Source organism: Stenotrophomonas sp. YJH_SMC_58, assembly GCF_059369635.1.
In genome coordinates, this window is sequence record NZ_JCAFSW010000003.1 from 114,709 (window position 1) to 134,216 (window position 19,508).

Annotated in this window: 11 protein-coding genes; 8 read left to right on the forward strand and 3 right to left on the reverse strand. The window is 65.6% G+C overall.

Features of this window, described 5'->3' with window-relative positions; translation table 11 throughout:
• Window positions 1-105: 105 nt before the first annotated feature.
• Entirely contained in the window at window positions 106-5,082 is a 4,977-nt protein-coding gene (locus AC5P68_RS05195; RefSeq protein WP_288419768.1) for an NAD-glutamate dehydrogenase, read from the reverse strand.
• A gap of 250 nt (window positions 5,083-5,332) precedes the next feature.
• Here AC5P68_RS05195 and AC5P68_RS05200 point away from each other — a divergent pair, with 250 nt between their 5' ends.
• Genes AC5P68_RS05200 through AC5P68_RS05210 form a run of 3 tightly spaced genes read left to right on the forward strand, consistent with a single transcriptional unit; the run spans window position 5,333 to window position 10,446 of the window.
• Complete coding sequence (locus AC5P68_RS05200; protein ID WP_005410245.1) at window positions 5,333-5,989, forward strand: TetR/AcrR family transcriptional regulator; 657 nt, start codon at window positions 5,333-5,335, stop codon at window positions 5,987-5,989.
• Window positions 5,989-7,257, forward strand: coding sequence for an efflux RND transporter periplasmic adaptor subunit (locus AC5P68_RS05205; RefSeq protein WP_005413920.1), 1,269 nt, complete (start codon window positions 5,989-5,991; stop codon window positions 7,255-7,257). Before AC5P68_RS05200 ends, AC5P68_RS05205 begins: the two co-directional genes overlap by 1 nt.
• Before the next feature lie 15 nt (window positions 7,258-7,272).
• Window positions 7,273-10,446 carry a multidrug efflux RND transporter permease subunit gene (locus tag AC5P68_RS05210; protein WP_164133575.1) on the forward strand — a complete coding sequence of 1,058 codons (3,174 nt, stop codon included), beginning with the start codon at window positions 7,273-7,275 and terminating at the stop codon, window positions 10,444-10,446.
• Window positions 10,447-10,600: 154 nt separating this feature from the next.
• Here the strand turns inward: AC5P68_RS05210 and AC5P68_RS05215 are convergent, their stop codons facing one another.
• Window positions 10,601-10,894 carry a hypothetical protein gene (locus AC5P68_RS05215; RefSeq protein WP_288415819.1) on the reverse strand — a complete coding sequence of 98 codons (294 nt, stop codon included), beginning with the start codon at window positions 10,892-10,894 and terminating at the stop codon, window positions 10,601-10,603.
• Window positions 10,895-11,171: 277 nt separating this feature from the next.
• On the opposite strand from AC5P68_RS05215, the gene AC5P68_RS05220 reads away from it, so the two are divergent.
• Window positions 11,172-12,089, forward strand: coding sequence for a hypothetical protein (locus AC5P68_RS05220; RefSeq protein ID WP_111108338.1), 918 nt, complete (start codon window positions 11,172-11,174; stop codon window positions 12,087-12,089).
• 45 nt (window positions 12,090-12,134) lie between these two features.
• On the opposite strand, the gene AC5P68_RS05225 is transcribed toward AC5P68_RS05220, so the two are convergent.
• The gene (locus tag AC5P68_RS05225; RefSeq protein WP_005410250.1) at window positions 12,135-13,283 is read right to left on the reverse strand and encodes an acyl-CoA dehydrogenase family protein; all 1,149 of its coding nucleotides are present in this window, start codon (window positions 13,281-13,283) and stop codon (window positions 12,135-12,137) included.
• Between the two features lie 153 nt (window positions 13,284-13,436).
• Here AC5P68_RS05225 and AC5P68_RS05230 point away from each other — a divergent pair, with 153 nt between their 5' ends.
• The 4 genes from AC5P68_RS05230 (at window position 13,437) to AC5P68_RS05245 (ending at window position 19,486) form a co-directional block, all read left to right on the forward strand.
• Window positions 13,437-14,366: an ArsR/SmtB family transcription factor gene (locus AC5P68_RS05230; RefSeq protein ID WP_005410251.1), complete on the forward strand. Its 930-nt coding sequence runs from the start codon at window positions 13,437-13,439 to the stop codon at window positions 14,364-14,366.
• Between the two features lie 13 nt (window positions 14,367-14,379).
• On the forward strand, window positions 14,380-15,471 hold the full coding sequence (locus AC5P68_RS05235) for a homocysteine S-methyltransferase family protein (RefSeq protein ID WP_111108339.1): 1,092 nt from the start codon (window positions 14,380-14,382) through the stop codon (window positions 15,469-15,471).
• Between the two features lie 57 nt (window positions 15,472-15,528).
• Window positions 15,529-18,213, forward strand: coding sequence for a methionine synthase (gene metH, locus AC5P68_RS05240; RefSeq protein ID WP_111108340.1), 2,685 nt, complete (start codon window positions 15,529-15,531; stop codon window positions 18,211-18,213).
• Window positions 18,214-18,298: 85 nt separating this feature from the next.
• On the forward strand, window positions 18,299-19,486 hold the full coding sequence (locus AC5P68_RS05245; protein WP_111108341.1) for an MFS transporter: 1,188 nt from the start codon (window positions 18,299-18,301) through the stop codon (window positions 19,484-19,486).
• Window positions 19,487-19,508 lie beyond the last annotated feature (22 nt).

Genomic DNA, 19,508 nt, shown 5'->3' on the forward strand with positions numbered 1-19,508 from the left:
CGGCTGCCGGCCAGCGGCCGGCACTACCGTGCAATGCAGAACGGCCCCGCTTTCGCGGGGCCGTTCCGGTTCACGCATGCCAGGCATGGCCTGGCACTACTTCACTTACGCGCCGTGTGCCGCCAGCTGGCCCAGGCGCTGCACCGCGACCGAAACGGTCGGGTAGTCCAGGGTCTTCTGCTCGGCCAGTTCGGCCAGCATCGCCAGGGTGAAGCGCAGGCTGTTGTCGTCACGGCCCATCCAGGCTGCGACCTTGGCTTCCGCGCTGCTGCCCTTGGTGCCCAGCACCTGGCCGGCCAGGTTGCGGTGGTTGGCCGCCAGTTCGTCACGCAGCACGCCACGTGCCACGGCGTGCCAACGACCGTTGACCTCCAGCGCGTCGACCTGCTCGAACAGCCACGGCAGCTGCAGGGCATCGCCCAGGCGGAAGTGGACCTTGGACACGTCCACCGGCTTCAGCTTGCGGGTGCGGGCCAGTTCGATGATGTCGAACGCCGGCTCCAGGAAGTGCAGTTCGGCCAGCTGCTGCGCCAGCGCGGACGGCAGGCCCTTTTCCTTCCACTCGGCCACCAGGGCTTCGTAGGTCGGACGCTGCGAATCCGGCAGCACACCCGAGGCAACGCGGATGTCGTTGAACGGACCCTGGTAGCGGTTGACCGCTTCAGTGATGCCCGGCATCGCGCCCGGGCGCGACAACAGCCAACGCACGAACGAACGCTGCAGCTTCCAGATCACTTCCAGTGCGTCGATCTGCACCGACTCCGGCACCTTGCCGTCGAGTGCATCGATCTGCGCCCACAGCGCGCGCGCATCCAGCGTTTCGCGGCTGATGGTGTAGGCCTTGGCGACCTCGGCGATGGAACGGCCGGTGTCTTCCTGCATGCGCATCAGGAAGGTGGCGCCCATGCGGTTGATGGTCTGGTTGGTCACGGCCGTGGCGATGATTTCGCGCTTCAGGCGGTGACGCTCCATCGCGTCGGCGTACTTCTTCTGCAGCGGGGTCGGGAAGTAACGCTGCAGTTCCTTGGACAGGTACGGATCTTCCGGGATGTCCGATTCCAGCAGCTGGGCGAACGCCACCAGCTTCGAGTAGGACAGCAGCACCGACAGTTCCGGGCGGGTCAGGCCCTGGCCGCGCGCCTTGCGCTGGGACAGCTCGGCGTCAGACGGCAGGAACTCGATCTGGCGATCCAGCAGGCCCTGCTGTTCCAGGGTACGGATGAAGTGCTGCTTGGAACCCAGGCGCTTGACCGCCATCCGCTCCATCAGGCTCAGCGCCTGGTTCTGGCGGTAGTTGTCATTGAGCACCAGCTCGGCGACTTCATCGGTCATCGAGGCCAGCAGCTTGTTGCGCTGCTCGACGGTCAGCTTCTTGGCCCGCACCACATCGTTGAGCAGGATCTTGATGTTGACCTCGTGGTCGGAGGTGTCCACACCGGCCGAGTTGTCGATGAAGTCGGTATTGAGCAGCACGCCGGCCTGGGCGGCTTCGATGCGGCCCAGCTGGGTCATGCCCAGGTTGCCGCCCTCGCCCACCACCCTGCAGCGCAGCTCGCCCCCGTTCACGCGCAGGGCGTTGTTGGCGCGGTCGCCGACATCGCTGTGCTGCTCGCTGGCAGCCTTCACGTAGGTACCGATGCCGCCGTTCCACAGCAGGTCGACCGGTGCCTTCAGGATCGCGCTCATCAGATCGTTCGGCGACAGCGCCTTGACGTTGTCATCCAGGCCCAGCGCTTCACGCACCTGCGGGGTGATCTCGATCGACTTCAGGCTGCGCGGGTACACGCCGCCGCCCTTGCTGATCAGCTTGGCGTCGTAGTCCGCCCAGCTCGAACGCGGCACGGTGAACAGGCGCTCACGTTCGACGAACGTGGTGGCCGCATCCGGGTTCGGGTCCAGGAAGATGTGGCGGTGGTCGAAGGCAGCGACCAGGCGGATGTGGCGCGACAGCAGCATGCCGTTGCCGAACACGTCGCCGGACATGTCGCCGACGCCGACCGCAGTGAAGTCCTGGGTCTGGCTGTCACGGCCCAGCGCACGGAAGTGGCGCTTGACCGATTCCCACGCACCGCGTGCGGTGATGCCCATGCCCTTGTGGTCATAGCCAACCGAACCACCGGAGGCGAACGCATCGCCCATCCAGAAGCCGTGCGCGATGGCCAGGCCGTTGGCGATGTCGGAGAAGGTCGCGGTGCCCTTGTCGGCGGCCACTACCAGGTACGGATCGTCCATGTCGTGGCGCACGACATCCACCGGCGGCACGATCTTGTTGTTGACGATGTTGTCGGTGATGTCCAGCAGGCCCTGGATGAACAGCTTGTAGCAGGCCACGCCGTTGGCGAAGATCGCGTCGCGGTCGCCGTTCACCGGCGGGGTCTTGGCGAAGAAGCCGCCCTTCGCGCCGACCGGCACGATCACGGTGTTCTTGACCATCTGTGCCTTGACCAGGCCCAGCACTTCGGTACGGAAGTCTTCGCGACGGTCCGACCAGCGCAGGCCACCACGGGCGACCGCGCCGAAGCGCAGGTGGGTACCTTCCACGCGCGGGCCGTAGACGAAGATCTCGCGGTACGGGCGCGGCTTCGGCAGGTCCGGCACCAGCGCCGAATCAAACTTGAAGCTGATGACATGGCCGTGCTGGCCGTTGGCATCGGTCTGGTAGTAGCTGGTGCGCAGGGTCGCGTCGATCACGCCCATGAACGAGCGCAGGATGCGGTCCTCGTCCAGGCTGGACACACGGTCCATCAGCTTCAGCAGCGCATCGCGCGCGGCCTGCATCTGCGCGTCGCGGTCACCCTTGCGGGCGTCGACCACGGTCTTGAGCACCTTCAGGGTGGCGTCGTCGCCAGCAGCCAGCACATCGAAGTGAGCCTTCAGCTGGGCCTGGCCGGCGGCGATGTCGTCCTTGCTCTCGTGGCCGGTAGCCGGATCGAAGCGCGCTTCGAACAGCTCGACCAGCAGTCGGGCCAGCAGCGGGTAGCGCGCGAAGGTGCCTTCCACGTAGGCCTGCGAGAACGGCACGCCGGTCTGCAGCAGGTACTTGCAGTAGCCACGCAGCATGGCGACCTGGCGCCAGTGCAGGCCGGCAGCCAGCACCAGGCGGTTGAAGCCGTCGTTCTCGGCATCGCCGTGCCAGACGCGGGCAAAGGTCTCGCCGAAGGCTTCATCGACGCTGGCGGCATCGATCGCGCCGGCGGTCGATTCGACCTCGAAGTCCTGCACGTACACCGGGGCGTTGTCGACCGACAGGCGGTACGGACGCTCGGCGATCACGCGCAGGCCCATGTTTTCCATCATCGGCAGCGCGTCCGACAGCGGGATGTCGTCGAGCTGGCGATACAGCTTCAGGCGCAGGCCATCGCCGCTTTCGCGCGGCACGGCCTGCAGGCTCAGGCGCAGGTCGTCCGGGCCGGTCAGGGCATCAAGCTGGCTGACATCGTTGGCCGCAACAGCCGTGCTGTTGTCTTCGATGTAGCCGGCCGGCAGGGCCTTGCCGATACGGGCGGCGATGCGCAGGCCTTCGGTCTCGCCGTGGCGGGCCACCAGCGCTTCGCGCAGGTCGTCCTGCCAGTTGCGCAGCACCTGGGCCAGCTTCTGCTCCAGTTCGGCGGTATCAACGTCGAGCATTTCACCCGGCTTCGGGCGCACGATCAGGTGCACCTGGGCCAGCGGCGATTCGCCCAGCACCACCGAGCTGTCCACGTACTCGCCGTGCAGCGCGTCCTTCAGCATCGCTTCGATGCGCAGGCGCACGTCGGTGTTGAAGCGCTCGCGCGGCAGGTAGACCAGCGCGGAGATGAAACGGCTGTACTTGTCGCGGCGCAGGAACAGGCGGCTGCGCACGCGCTCCTGCAGGCCCAGCACGCCCATCGCGGTGCGGAACAGTTCGTCCTCGCTGGACTGGAACAGCTCTTCGCGCGGCAGGGTTTCCAGGATGTGGCGCAGGGCCTTGCCGCTGTGGCTGGCCGGGGCCAGGCCGGACTGCTTCATCACGTGCTCGTGGCGCTGGCGCACCAGCGGGATCTCCCACGGGCGACGGTTGTAGGCGCTGGAGGTGAACAGGCCAAGGAAGCGCTGCTCGCCGATGATCTTGCCCTTGGCGTCGAATTCCAGCACGCCGATGTAGTCCATGTAGCCGGCGCGGTGCACGCGCGAACGGGCATTGGTCTTGGTCAGGATCAGCGCATCCTTCAGGCCGGCCGTGGCGTTCAGGCCCTGCGCGGCCAGAGTCTTGACCGGACGGGCGGCGGACTTGTCCTTGCCGCGCATCAGGCCCAGGCCGGTGTCGTTCAGCGGCGCCAGTACGTCTTCCTTGCCCTGCTTCTCGACGCGGTACTCGCGGTAGCCGAAGAAGGTGAAGTGGTTGTCGGCGGCCCAGCGCAGGAACTCCTGTGCTTCCTTGCGCGATGCATCGTCGACCGGCAGCTGGCGCTTGCCCAGGTCGTCGGCCAGCGCCAACGCCTTGTCCTTCATCGGCTGCCAGTCGCGCACGATCGCGCGCACTTCGTCCAGCGCCTTGTTGATGGCCTGTTCGATGGCGGCCATGGCTTCGGCCGGCTGGCGGTCGATCTCCAGCAGCATCACCGATTCGGCATCACCCTCGCCGACCTTGACCAGCTTGCCGGCCTTGTCGCGGGTGAAGCGCAGCACCGGGTGGCCCAGCACGTGGACGCCCACGCCCTGCTCGGCCAGCGACATGGTGACCGTATCGACGAGGAAGGGCATGTCATCGTTGACGATCTGCAGCACGGTGTGCGGCGATTCCCAACCGTTGGCCTTCGCGGTCGGATTGAACACGCGGACGTTGGCCTTGCCGGCCTTGCGGGCACGCGCGAATTCCAGCGTCTCAGCCGCGAGAGCGGCCCACTCTTCAGCGCTGTGGTGCGGGAACTCGTCCGACTCCATGCGCTTGTAGAAGTCAGTGGCAAAGGCCACTGCTTCGGCCTGTGCGGCCGCGGGGTAGCGCTTGCGCAAGGCCGTGTACACCGGCTCCAGGGAGAAACCAGCGGTCACTGCGACCTCCGACTCTGCTGGTTTCGTCTTGTTCTTCACGGTCTTGGCTGCGGTTTTTTGCGGTTTCATGGCAGAGCGATGCGCTTGCTCAGTTGGGAAAATGAAATTGTAGCCCTACCGCGCGAAAAGGCCTTGCTGCAGGACGGAATAAGCAGATTCGGGTTTGCTGCGGTTCAAACGCCTATTCAGTTCGCACCGGTATGGTGCTGGCGCCTGTTTCAGCACTGCCGACAGGATCGGCAAAACGTGTTACCGGAAGACACACGCGGCGACGCCGATGCGATTCCACAATCCTGAACTGGACGGTATAGTCCACCGCGTGAACCCGGCCTACCTCCCCGTTGCCCTCGATGCACGCGATGAGCGTGTGTTCGACGCCGTACGCGAACTGCTGGCCCAGCAGGGCATGCAGATGAGCATGGAGGCGGTTGCCCAGCACGCCGGCTGCTCCAAGCAGACCCTGTACTCGCGCTATGGCAGCAAGCAGGAACTGCTGCGCCGGGTGATGCAGCGCCACGTCGGCCACGCTACCGGCGCCATGGTTCGTGCACTCCGCACTGACGACCTGCGTGCCAGCCTGCTCCAGTTCGCCACCGACTTCCTGGAGCACTTCAACCAACCGCACGTGGGCCAAGCCTGCCGGCTGATCGCCGCCGACGCGGCCCAGTTTCCCGAAGAGGCGCGTACGCTGTACCGGCACGGAGCCGGCGCACTGACACTTCATCTTGCTGAATGGATTGAAACCGTTTGCATGCGTGGCCAGCTCCGGCATGACGACCCGCACTTCATGGCCGAACTGCTGCTGAGCATGATTGCCGGTCAGGATTTCGACAAACAGCGTTTCCATACCCCCCATCGTGATGACGCGCGGCTGCGTCGGCGCTGGGCAGAGTTCTCCGTCGACAGCTTCCTGCGCGCCTTCGCGCCTCAGCCGTCGCCGGCCCCGTCTTCAAACCAACCCCGGAGTTCCTCCTGATGACCGCCCCACTCCGCACCCTTGCCTTGACGTGCGCCGTTGCTGTCGCGCTGGCTGCCTGCAAGAAGCCGGAACAGCAGACGCCCCCGCCGCCGGAGGTGGGCGTGATCGACGCCAAGCCGCAGACCCTGCCGCTGCAGCGCGAGCTGGTCGGTCGCCTGTCGCCGTTCCGCAGCGCCGACGTGCGTGCGCGCGTGCCGGGCGTGCTGCTCAAGCGCGTCTACCAGGAAGGCTCGCAGGTCAAGCAGGGCCAGACCCTGTTCCTGATCGACCCAGCGCCGCTGCGTGCCTCGCTCAACGCCTCCGAAGCACAGCTGGCCTCGGCCCGCGCGACCTACGCCAACGCCAAGGTGGCCGCCGACCGTGCACGTTCGCTGGCGCCGCAGCAGTTCGTCTCCAAGTCCGACCTGGACAACGCTGAATCGGCCGAGCGTACCGCGCTGGCGGCGGTCAAGCAGGCCGAAGCAGCGGTGACTTCCTCGCGCATCAGCCTGGGCTACACCGAAGTAACCGCACCGATCAGCGGCGTGGCCAACAAGCAGCAGGTCACCGAAGGCGCGCTGGTCGGCCAGGGCGATGTGACCCTGTTGACCACCGTCGACCAGCTCGACCCGCTGTACGTGAACTTCTCGCTGAGCGTGGACGAGCTGACCCAGCTGCGCGCGCAACAGGCCAAGGGCGCGCTGGCGCTGTCGGGCGACGGCAAGGCCACGGTGAACGTCAAGCTGGCCGACGGCAGCACCTACAGTGAGCCGGGCACCCTGGACTTCTCCTCGACCACGGTCGACCCGGCCACCGGTGCGGTCTCGTTGCGCGCGTTGCTGCCGAACCCGCAGCAGATCCTGCTGCCGGGCGCCTTCGTCAGCTTCCAGGCCAACCTGGGCGAACGCAACAATGCCTTCCTGGTACCGCAGCAGGCCCTGCTGCGCGACACCACCGGCGGCTACGTGATGGTGGTCGGCGCCGACGGCAAGGTCGCGCGCAAGAACGTGAAGACCGATGGCGCGCAGAACGGCAACTGGCTGGTCAGCGACGGCCTGGCCGCCGGCGACAAGGTGATCGTGGCCGGCGTGCAGAAGGTCAAGGAAGGTGCACCGGCGGTCGCCAAGCCGTGGACCCCGGGGCAGGACGCCAACGGCAAGCCGGCCGCAGGCGGCGCCGCTGCGGCGGGCACCGCACCGGCTGCTGGCAAGGCACCGGCCGACGCGGCCAAGCCCGAGCAGGCCGATGCGGCCAAGCCGGCCGCCACCGATTCGAACAAGCAGTAACGGGAACCTTCCGTCATGCCTAAATTTTTCATCGAACATCCAGTCTTCGCCTGGGTGGTGGCGATCCTGATCTCGCTCAGCGGCGTGATCGCGATCCTCAACCTGGGCGTGGAGTCCTATCCCAACATCGCCCCGCCGCAGGTCACCGTCTCGGCCACCTATCCGGGCGCCAGTGCCGACACCACGGAAAAATCGGTCACCCAGGTGATCGAGCAGCAGCTGACCGGTATCGATCACCTGCTGTACTTCAGCTCTTCCTCGTCGTCCAACGGCCGTGCGCAGATCACCCTGACCTTCGAGACGGGCACCGATCCGGACATCGCCCAGGTGCAGGTGCAGAACAAGGTCTCGCTGGCCACGCCCCGACTGCCTTCGGAGGTGACCCAGCAGGGCGTGGTGGTGGCCAAGGCCAACGCCGGCTTCCTGATGGTGGTGGCGCTGCAGTCCGATACCCCGACCATCAACCGTGATGCGCTGAACGACATCGTTGGTTCGCGCGTGCTCGACCAGGTCTCGCGTATCCCCGGCGTCGGCAGCACCCAGCAGTTCGGTTCCGAGTACGCCATGAACATCTGGCTGAACCCGGAAAAGATGCAGGGCTACGGCCTGTCGGCCAGCCAGGTACTGGCCGCGGTGCGTGCGCAGAACGTGCAGTTCGCCGCCGGCGCGCTGGGTTCGGATCCGTCGCCGGAAGGCCAGCACTTCACCGCCACGGTCTCGGCCGAAGGCCGCTTCAGCTCGCCGCAGGAATTCGAGAACATCATCCTGCGCGCCAACGCTGATGGCTCGCGCGTGCTGCTGAAGGACATCGCCCGCGTCGCCTTCGGTGCCAACAACTACGGCTTCGATACCCAGTACAACGGCAAGCCGACCGGCGCCTTCGCCATCCAGCTGCTGCCGGGCGCCAACGCCCTGAACGTGGCCGAAGCGGTGCGCGCCAAGATGGACGAGCTGCAGCCCAGCTTCCCGGCCGGCGTCACCTGGTTCTCGCCGTACGACAGCACCACCTTCGTCAAGATCTCGATCCAGGAAGTGGTCAAGACACTGTTTGAAGCAGTGTTCCTGGTGTTCCTGGTGATGCTGATCTTCCTGCAGAACTTCCGCGCCACCCTGATCCCGACCCTGGTCATCCCGGTGGCGCTGCTCGGTACCTTCCTGGGCATGTGGATGATCGGCTTCACGATCAACCAGCTGACGCTGTTCGCGATGGTGCTGGCGATCGGCATCGTGGTCGACGACGCGATCGTGGTGATCGAGAACGTCGAACGCATCATGACCGAGGAGGGCCTGGCGCCGAAGCCGGCCACGCAGAAGGCGATGACCCAGATCACCGGTGCGGTGGTGGCGATCACCGTCGTGCTGGCCGCGGTGTTCATCCCCTCCGCCCTGCAGGGCGGTGCCGCCGGTGAGATCTACAAGCAGTTCGCGCTGACCATCGCCATCTCGATGGCATTCTCGGCGTTCCTGGCCCTGGGCTTCACCCCGGCGCTGTGCGCGACCTTCCTCAAGCCGACGCACAACGACAACCCGAACATCGTCTACCGCACCTTCAACAAGTACTACGACAAGATCAGCCACACCTATGTGGGCCACATCACCTCTGCGGTGCGCCATGCGCCGCGCTGGATGATCCTGTTCGTGGTGCTGACCGCGCTGTGCGGCTTCCTGTTCACCCGCATGCCGGGCAGCTTCCTGCCGGAAGAAGACCAGGGCTATGCGCTGGCGATCGTGCAGCTGCCGCCGGGCTCGACCAAGGGCCAGACCAACGAAGTGTTCGCGCAGATGCGTGGCATCCTGGAAAAGCAGGATGGCTATGAAGGCATGCTGCAGGTGGCCGGCTTCAGCTTCGTCGGTTCCGGCGAGAACGTCGGCATGGGCTTCATCCGCCTGAAGCCGTGGGAAGAACGCAAGTTCACCGCACCCGAGTTCATCCAGAACATGAACGGCGCGTTCTACGGCATCAAGGAAGCGCAGATCTTCGTGGTCAACCTGCCCACCGTGCAGGGCCTTGGCCAGTTCGGCGGCTTCGACATGTGGCTGCAGGACCGCAGTGGTGCCGGTTACGAGCAGCTGACGCAGGCCCGCAACATCCTGCTCGGCCAGGCCGCGCAGAAGCCGGACCACCTGGTCGGCGTGCGCCCGAACGGCCTGGAAAACGCGCCGCAGCTGCAGCTGCATGTGGACCGCGTGCAGGCGCAGTCGATGGGCATGTCGGTGTCGGACGTGTACAGCACCATCCAGCTGATGCTGGCCCCGGTGTACGTCAACGACTTCTTCTACGAAGGCCGCATCAAGCGCGTGACCATGCAGGCCGATGGTCCGTACCGCACTGGCCAGGAATCGCTGAAGAGCTTCTACAGCCCGTCCAGCCTGACCCAGAACGCCGATGGCACCAACGCGATGATCCCGTTGAACACGGTGGTCAAGTCCGAATGGGTGTCGGCGCCGCCGTCGCTGAGCCGCTACAACGGCTACTCGGCGATCAACATCGTCGGTTCGCAGGCACCGGGCACCAGCTCGGGTGAGGCGATGCAGACCATGGAAGGCATCGTCAACGACGACCTGCCGGCCGGCTTCGGCTACGACTGGTCGGGCATGTCCTACCAGGAAATCCTGGCCGGCAACGCTGCGACCCTGCTGCTGGTGCTGTCCATCGTGGTGGTGTTCCTGTGCCTTGCCGCGCTGTATGAAAGCTGGTCGATCCCGGTGGCGGTGCTGCTGGTGGTGCCGCTGGGCGTGCTGGGTGCCCTCGGCCTGTCGATGCTGCGCGGCCTGCCCAACGATCTGTTCTTCAAGATCGGCCTGATCACCGTGATCGGCCTGGCGGCGAAGAACGCGATCCTGATCGTGGAGTTCGCGGTGGAGCAGCGCGCAGCAGGCAAGAACCTGCGTGATGCCACCATCGAAGCGGCGCGCCTGCGTTTCCGCCCGATCCTGATGACCTCGTTCGCGTTCATCATGGGCGTGATCCCGATGGCGATCTCCACCGGTGCCGGCGCCAACTCCCGCCACGCCATCGGTACCGGCGTGATCGGCGGCATGCTGTTCGCCACCCTGCTCGGCCTGCTGATGATCCCGGTGTTCTTCGTGGTCGTGCGCCGCATGCTGGGCGACAAGCTGGACGAACCGTCCAAGGAGTTCATGGAACGCCAGCGCGATGCGGATGCCGCACATCGTCCGGATCGTTGATCCAGCGGTGAACTGAAACGAGAAAGGCCCCGGAGCGATCCGGGGCCTTTTTTTGTTGCCGCTTCTGGATCCATGCCGCCCCAGGTTGGCATCTACCGGGGCAACGGCATACCCGGTAGTCGCCAACCATGGTGGGCGCTGTCCGGGCAGCGTCTCAGCGCAACACTGCGATCACCACGCATGCCGCCACAATCACCAGCGCAGGCCATTGCATCGGCAGGAAGAAGAAGTGATGCGGAGCATGCTGCCGAGGTGCACGCGGCTTTCGATTGAGCACGAAACCCAGCACCGTGTTGATTGCCGAGCCAAGGCCGAACGCCAGCAGGACCTGGCTGAGTGAAGTATTGCCGCGACCCACCGCTGGATCCGGGAACAGGATGAGGATGAGCAGCACGGCAGCGATCGGTGTGAGCAGGGTCAGCAGCCCTGCGCCTCGATAGATGAGCATGTGGTGGCGTCCATGAACGGTGGAGCATTCTGCGACCAAGGAGCGGGAATGCCAATGGATCGTTGGCATGTCGCCTGCCCGGAGACCGGTCGCATACGGCCTGTACTGAAAAGCCCCTTCCACTGCTGCGCCGACAACGAGGCGCTCAAGGCGTCTACCGGTTTCGCATAAGGCCCCCGCTTTGGATTCCTGGGCGCGCAGAAGTGCGGCACGCCCGGATCGTTGCTATCCAGATGCCTCCACGGCAATCGATCCGATGCCGCCCAGGAGACAGTTCATGGAAAGAGCACCACTACGACGCTTCAGCCGCCCCGCCCTTCTGCTTGGCGCGCTCTTCGCGGCCAGCAGCGTCCAGGACGCACATGCGGCAGGCGTTCTCGTCTGCGACAACTGTCGCGATCCACGCGCACTGGCGCTTTACTCGGGCACGGGGCCCACCATCGTCGTCGACTTCCAGCAGCGCCGGCTCCATGGCTTCGATGTGGAATACGATCGCGAGCTACGTCGGTATCGCGCAACAAGGGCGCAGATTCCCGGGCCAATCAACGCATCCTTCAATCGGATCATGGGGATGCTCGACAACAACGTGCCAACCGTACAGTTCGCGCCGCGGCAGTGGGCCGGAAGAGGAGTCCAGTACGAGGTTCATCCTGATGACCCGCAATACGCCAACGGCATAGGCTTCCCGGAAGAGCACAAGGACCTCAACGCCTACGATGTCGTGCAGATGGCAACCGAGCGATTCAGGCTGGAGAGCGCCATGGGCAAGGCATTCACTGGCGCCACGACATCGTCGAGGGCCTGGAACAGCATGGCGACATTCCTGTCCTCGATCGGCCTGAGCTTCGTCAGCAAGGCCCTCGGAATCGACGGTGCAATCTACAGGATCACCTGGCGCGATGGCTCGAAGACTACGCTGGCCATCGTCTCTTCGTCAGTGGACACCGCCAGATACGTGCAAGGCCAGAGCAAGGACGCCAATGGCAACATGGTTCCCGACGGCGCGGCAACCAGCCCCGGCGTGGCCCAACACTTCGCCGGCACCTACAACTTCAACAGCCGGGACGATCTGGATCGATGGATCGACTCCGGTCGCCTCTATGGGGTGAACATGTTCCCCGGTGCTCCACCTGAGTCGCTGCAGATCGTCTGTGAATGGAATGGAACGGATATCGTTTGCCGATTGCCACGTTGATCGCACAAAGGAAACGGGGCGGCAATCGCCGCCCCGTCGCGTCCATCAGCGCAACCCGGTCTCGTTGCGCGCGATCACCAGGCGCTGGATCTCCGAGGTGCCCTCGTAGATCTCGGTGATCTTGGCATCACGGAAGTAACGCTCCAGCGGCATCTCCTTCGAGTACCCCATGCCGCCGTGGATCTGCACCGCCTGGTGCGTGATCCACATCGCTGCTTCCGAAGCGGTCAGTTTGGCCACTGCTGCTTCGGTGCTGAAACGCTTGCCCTGGCCCTTCACCCACGCGGCACGCAGGGTCAGCAGCAGCGCTGCGTCCAGCTTGCACTTCATGTCGGCGATCTTGGCCTGGGTCATCTGGAAGGTGCCGATGGCCGCGCCGAACGCCTTGCGCTCCTTCACGTACTCCAGGGTCGCCTCATAGGCGGCGCGGGCGATGCCGATGGCCTGCGAGGCGATGCCGATGCGGCCGGCATCGAGCACGCTCATGGCGATCTTGAAGCCCTCGCCTTCCTGGCCCAGCACGTCTTCGGCCTGCGCCACGTAATCGTTGAACTCGATCTCGCAGGTGGCCGAAGCGCGGATGCCCAGCTTCGGCTCGGTCTTGCCGCGACCGAAGCCCGCCTTGTCGGTATCGATGAGGAAGGCGGTGATGCCGCGTGCGCCCTTGTCCGGCTCGCTCATCGCGAACAGCACGATGTACCTGGCCACCGGGCCGGAGGTGATCCAGCTCTTCTTGCCATTGATGACAAAGGTGCCGTCTGCCTGCTTCACCGCGCGGCAGCGCATGGCCGTGGCGTCGGAGCCGGACTGCGGCTCGGTCAGCGCAAACGCGCCGATGGCCTCGCCCTCGGCGATGGCACGCACGTAGGTCTGCTTCTGCTGCTCGGTACCGTGGGTGAGGATGCCGTTGCAGAACAGCGAGTTGTTGACCGACATGATGGTCGAATGGGCCGCGTCGGCGGCGGCGACCTCCACCATCGCCAGCACGTACGCAACCGGGTCCATGCCCGCGCCACCGTATTCGGTCGGCACTTCGATGCCCATCAGGCCGTTCTCGCCCAGCAGGCGGATGTTGTCGAGCGGGAACTCGCCGGTACGGTCATGGTGCTCCGCGCTCGGGGCGATCTTCTCCTGCGCGATGCGCCGCGCAACGTCCTGCAGCATCAACTGCTCTTCGGTAAAGCTGAAATCCACAACACCCTCCCGGGTACATGAAGTTATGGGCTACATACGGCGCGCCCAGGTGCCCCGATTGTACCGGGGCCCGGCTGTTTCCGTACGCTGGCGACTTGACCGCGACGGGCCCTTTCAGCGAATATATCTCTATATCGCGATAGGTAGATATTTATGGATCTTGAAGACTGGTCGACCCGCCTGAAGGTGTTCGCCGATGCGACCCGCGTGCGCCTGCTGGCGCTGCTGGAGCAGGAGGAACTGACCGTGGCCGAACTGTCGGCGATCACCCGGCTGGCACAGCCACGCGTGTCCACCCACCTGGCGCGCCTGAAGGAAGCCGGCCTGGTCCGCGACCGCCGTGCCGGCGTATCGGCCTATTACCGCTTCGACGAGGCCCAGCTGGACCCGGCGCAGCGTGCATTGTGGCATGCCTTGAGCAACGGAAGCGATGACCCGCTGCTGCGCCAGGACGCTGAACGCGTCGCTGCCGTGCTGGCCCACCGCGCCTCCGACCAGAACTGGGCCGACAGCGTGGCCGGCGACATGGAACGCCACTACTCCCCGGGGCGCACCTGGGAAGCCCTCGCCCGCACCGCGCTGCCGCTGCTGGAGACCGGCGACGTGCTGGACATCGCCTCTGGTGACGGCGTGCTGGCCGAACTGGTGGCCCCGCATGCCAAGCGCTACATCTGCATCGACACCAGCGCGCGCGTGGTCGCCGCCGCCAGCGAGCGCCTGCGCCGTCTGCCCAACGTGGAAGTGCGCGAGGGCGACATGCATGCGCTGCCCTTCAAGGACAACAGTTTCGATCTGGTAGTGCTGATGCACGCGCTGACCTACGCCAGCAAGCCGGCGCAGGCGGTGACCGAAGGCGCGCGCGTGCTGCGCCCGGGCGGGCGCCTGCTGCTGTGCAGCCTGGCCCGCCACGAACACAAGGCCGCGGTGGAGGCCTACGGCCACGTCAACCTCGGCTTCAGCGACAAGGAGCTGCGCAGATTCGTCGACAAGGCCGGCCTGCAGGTATCCAGCCTGGAGACGGTCACCCGCGAGAAGCGTCCGCCGCACTTCGAAGTGATTTCGCTGATCGCCCACAAACCCTGAGCCCGAGAACGCCATGCCTGCCCTGCCCTGGTTGCATCCTGAGCGTGCCAACGCCCTGCTCGACGCCCTGCGCGAGCGGATCCTGATCATCGACGGTGCGATGGGCACGATGATCCAGCGCCACGGCCTGCAGGAAGACGACTACCGTGGCGAACGCTTCGCCGGCGGTTACGATCACAGCCATGGCCCCGGCTGCGACCACGGCACGCCGGAAGGCCATGACCTGAAGGGCAACAACGATCTGCTGCTGCTGACCCGGCCGCAGATCGTCGCAGACATCCACACCGCCTACCTGGAAGCGGGCGCGGACCTGGTCGAGACCAACACCTTCAACGCCACTTCGGTCAGCCAGGCCGACTACCACCTCGAACACCTGGTGTACGAGTTGAACAAGGCCGGCGCTGCGGTCGCGCGCACCTGTTGTGACGCCGTGGCCGCAACCACCCCGGGGAAGCCGCGCTTCGTGATCGGGGTGATCGGCCCGACCAGCCGCACCGCCTCGATCAGCCCGGACGTGAACGATCCGGGCTTCCGCAACACCAGCTTCGACGAACTGCGCGACACCTACCGCGAAGCCATCGAGGGCCTGATCGACGGCGGCGCCGACACCATCATGGTCGAGACCATCTTCGACACGCTCAACGCCAAGGCCGCGCTGTATGCGCTGGAGGAAGCGTTCGATGCGCGCGGCGCGCGGTTGCCGGTGATGATCTCCGGCACCATCACCGACGCTTCCGGTCGCACCCTGTCCGGGCAGACTGCGGAAGCCTTCCATGCCTCGCTGGCGCATGCACGGCCGCTGTCGATCGGGCTGAACTGCGCGCTGGGCGCCGATGCGATGCGACCGCACGTGGAAACCCTTGCGCAGGTCGCCGACTGCTACGTCAGCGCACACCCCAATGCCGGCCTGCCCAATGCCTTCGGCGAGTATGACGAGACGCCGGAGGACATGGCCAGCACCCTGCGAGGCTTCGCCGAAGATGGCCTGCTGAACCTGGTCGGCGGCTGCTGCGGCTCCACGCCCGACCATATCCGCGCCATTGCCGCGGCTGTGGCCGGGCTGCCGCCGCGCGCACTGCCCGGCACCCGGGAGCAGGCCGCATGAATGTCGCCGCCACCGTTCCGCACTTCCCGCCCTATTGCTGCTGAGCCGACGCCTGCCATGACGCCTGTCCGCCCTACCCGCCTGTCCGGCCTGGAACCCCTGGTCATCACCCCGGACCTGCTGTTCATCAACGTCGGCGAACGCACCAACGTGACCGGCAGCGCGCAGTTCCGCAAGCTGATCAAGGAAGGCCGCTACGAAGAAGCGGTGGACGTGGCCCGCCAGCAGGTGGCAAGCGGCGCGCAGATCCTCGACGTCAACATGGACGAGGGCCTGATCGATTCGGAAGCGGCGATGACCCGCTACCTCAACCTGATCATGTCCGAGCCGGACATCGCCCGCATCCCGGTGATGGTCGACTCCTCCAAGTGGAGCGTGATCGAGGCCGGCCTGAAGTGCCTGCAGGGCAAGAGCGTGGTCAACTCGATCTCGCTGAAGGAAGGCGAGGCGCTTTTCCGCGAACACGCGCGCAAGGTCCTGCGCTATGGCGCCGCCGCGGTGGTCATGGCCTTCGATGAAAGCGGGCAGGCCGATACGTGTGCGCGCAAGGTCGAGATCTGTACCCGCGCCTACCGCATCCTGGTCGACGAGATCGGCTTCCCGCCGCAGGACATCATCTTCGACCCGAACATCTTCGCCGTCGCCACTGGCATCGAAGAACATGACAACTATGCGGTGGACTTCATCGAAGCCACCCGCATCATCAAGCAGACGCTGCCGCACTGCCATGTGTCCGGCGGCGTCTCCAATGTCTCGTTCTCGTTCCGCGGCAACGAAACGGTGCGCCAGGCCATCCATTCGGTGTTCCTGTACCACGCCATCGCCGCCGGCATGGACATGGGCATCGTCAATGCCGGTGCCATGCCGATCTACGATGAGCTGGAGCCGGAGCTGCGTGAGCGCGTGGAGGATGTGATCCTCAACCGCCGCAGCGATGCCACCGAGCGCCTGCTGGAGATCGCCGAGCGCTACAAGGGCAGGAAGGGTGCGGCGAAGACCGAAGACCTGGCCTGGCGCGACAAGCCGGTGGCGCAGCGCCTGGCGCATGCACTGGTGCACGGCCTGGATGCCTTCGTGGAAGAAGACACCGAACTGGCCCGACAGGCCTCCAGCCGCCCGCTGGACGTGATCGAAGGCCCGCTGATGGACGGCATGAACATCGTCGGTGACCTGTTCGGCGCCGGCAAGATGTTCCTGCCGCAGGTGGTGAAATCCGCACGCGTGATGAAGAAGGCCGTGGCCTACCTGCTGCCGTACATCGAGGCGGAGAAGGCGCGCAGCGGCGACACTGCCAAGAGCAACGGCAAGATCATCATGGCCACGGTGAAGGGTGATGTGCATGACATCGGCAAGAACATCGTCGGCGTGGTCCTGGCCTGCAACAACTTCGAGGTGGTCGACCTTGGCGTGATGGTGCCGGCGCAGAAGATCCTCGATGCTGCGCGCGAGCACAACGCCGACCTGATCGGCCTGTCCGGTCTGATCACCCCCTCGCTGGAGGAGATGAGCCACGTCGCCCGCGAGATGGAGCGCCAGGGTTTCAATCTGCCGCTGCTGATCGGCGGCGCCACCACCTCGCGCGCGCACACCGCGTTGAAGATCGACCCGCACTACAAAGCGCCTACGGTGTGGGTGAAGGACGCCTCGCGCGCGGTCGGCGTGGCCCAGTCGCTGATCTCGCGCGACCTGCGCGAAGCCTTCGTTGCCGCCAACGAGGCCGACTATGCCGAGATCCGGGCACGGCACCGCAATCGTGGCGATGCCAAGCGCCTGGTGTCGCTGGAACATGCACGCGGGCAGAAGTTCCAGGGCGACTGGGGGAACTACACGCCGCCCGCACCGAAGCAGCCGGGCCTGCACGTCTTCGATGACTATCCGCTGGCCGAGCTGGTCGAGTACATCGACTGGACGCCGTTCTTCCAGGCCTGGGAGCTTGCCGGCAAGTTCCCGGCGATCCTCACCGACGAGATCGTCGGCAGCCAGGCCAGCGAGCTGTACCGCGATGCCCGCGCGATGCTCGACCGCATCGTCGGCGGGAAGTGGCTGACCGCCAAGGCCGTGTTCGGCCTGTGGCCGGCCAACAGCGTCGGCGACGACGTGCGCGTGCAGCACCCACAGGGCGAGACCACCCTGCACTTCCTGCGCCAGCAGGTGGACAAGCCGGCCGAGCGCCCGGATTTCTGCCTGGCCGATTTCATCGCCCCGACCGACAGCGGCAGGCAGGACTGGATCGGCGCGTTCGCGGTCACCGCCGGCATCGGCATCGATGCCCACGTGGCGCGCTTCGAAGCCGAGCATGACGACTACAACGCGATCCTGCTGAAGGCCCTGGCCGACCGCTTCGCCGAAGCCCTGGCCGAGCGCCTGCATCAGCGCGTACGCACGGAATTCTGGGGTTATGACCAGGCCGAGACGCTGGACAACGACGCCCTGATCGATGAGCAGTACCGTGGCATCCGCCCCGCCCCCGGCTATCCGGCGTGCCCCGAGCACAGCGAGAAGCGGCGCCTGTTCGATCTGCTGCGGGCCGAGGCCAACGCCGGCATGGAACTGACCGAGAGCTTTGCGATGCTTCCGACCGCCGCAGTGTCGGGCTACTACTTCAGTCATCCGCAAAGCCAGTATTTCGTGGTCGGGCGCCTCAGCCGCGAGCAGGTCACCGACTACGCCCGGCGCAAGGGCGTGGAGCGCGCCCAGGCCGAGCGCTGGCTGGCCTCCAACCTCGACTACGACCCCGAATGACACAAAAAGGGGACGGAGGGGATCAAGTCGCTTATGCACAAACGACTTAATCCCCTCCGTCCCCTTTTTGCTTCATCATTCCGCGATGACCGTTCCCGTTGCCCGTCTTTCCAGCTTTTACCTGTTCTATTACGCGGCGCTGGGCGCGTTCACTCCGTACTGGAGCCTGTTTTTGACCGCGCGCGGCATGAGCGTGACCGCCATCAGCGTGATGATGGGGCTGTGGTATGCCACACGCGTGGTTGCACCCAGTGCCTGGACCTCGCTGGCAGCCACCTCACCGCGGCCGATCCGACTGTTGCGCATCGGCTGCGTGCTGACCCTGATCAGCTTCGCCGCATTCCTGCTGCCTCTGCCGCAGCCGTGGATGTATCCGGCGATGATCGTGTTCTGCTTCTTCTACAACGCGGTGATGCCGCAGTTCGAGTCGATCACCCTCACCCATCTCGGCAGCGACAGCCATCGCTACGGCCTGATCCGGGTCTGGGGTTCGCTTGGCTTCATCGCCATCGTCACCCTGTTCGGCTGGCTGATCGAAGGTGACGGCACCGCCGGCCGCGCCGGGCTGCTGCCCTGGATGATGCTGCCGCTGTTCGCCCTGCTGGTCGCCTCGGCCTTCAGCAACCACTACGCACGCGACATCGGCAGGACCGGCGGCGATGCCAGCGGCTTCTGGCAGATCGTGCGCCGCCCGCCGGTGCTGGCGTTCTTCCTGGCCGCTTTCATGGAGCAGCTCTCGTTCGGCCCGTACTACACCTTCTTCTCGGTCTACATGGACCACCAGGGCTATCGCACATCGACGCTCGGCCTGCTCTGGACCATCGGCGTGGTGTTCGAAGTGGGCGTGTTCTTCACCATCGGCCGCTTCTTCCGCCGCTATGACGCCAGCTGGATGCTGCTGATCGCCCTGGTCAGCTCCTGCCTGCGCTGGGCCGTGACCGCGCTGTTCCCGGAAAACCTGCCGGTGATGCTGCTGGCGCAGACCGCGCACGCGCTGGGCTTTGCCGCGTTCTTCGCCGCGGCGATGCAGATGCTGGCGACCTATTTCCCCGGTCGCCTCAATGGCCATGGCCAGGGCCTGCTGTACGGTTTCTCGTCCGGTGTCGGCGGCGTGCTGGGCGCGCTCATCGCCGGCCAACTGTGGAAGATCGACGAGGGACGCACGGCCTTCCTCGCAGGTAGCGGATTCGCTCTGGTCGGCGCACTGCTGTGCTTCTTCGCGCTGAGCCTGCCGTTGATCCGTGCACGCCACAGCACTGCGCGCGTCCGGTAACGAAAACGCCGGGCAATGCCCG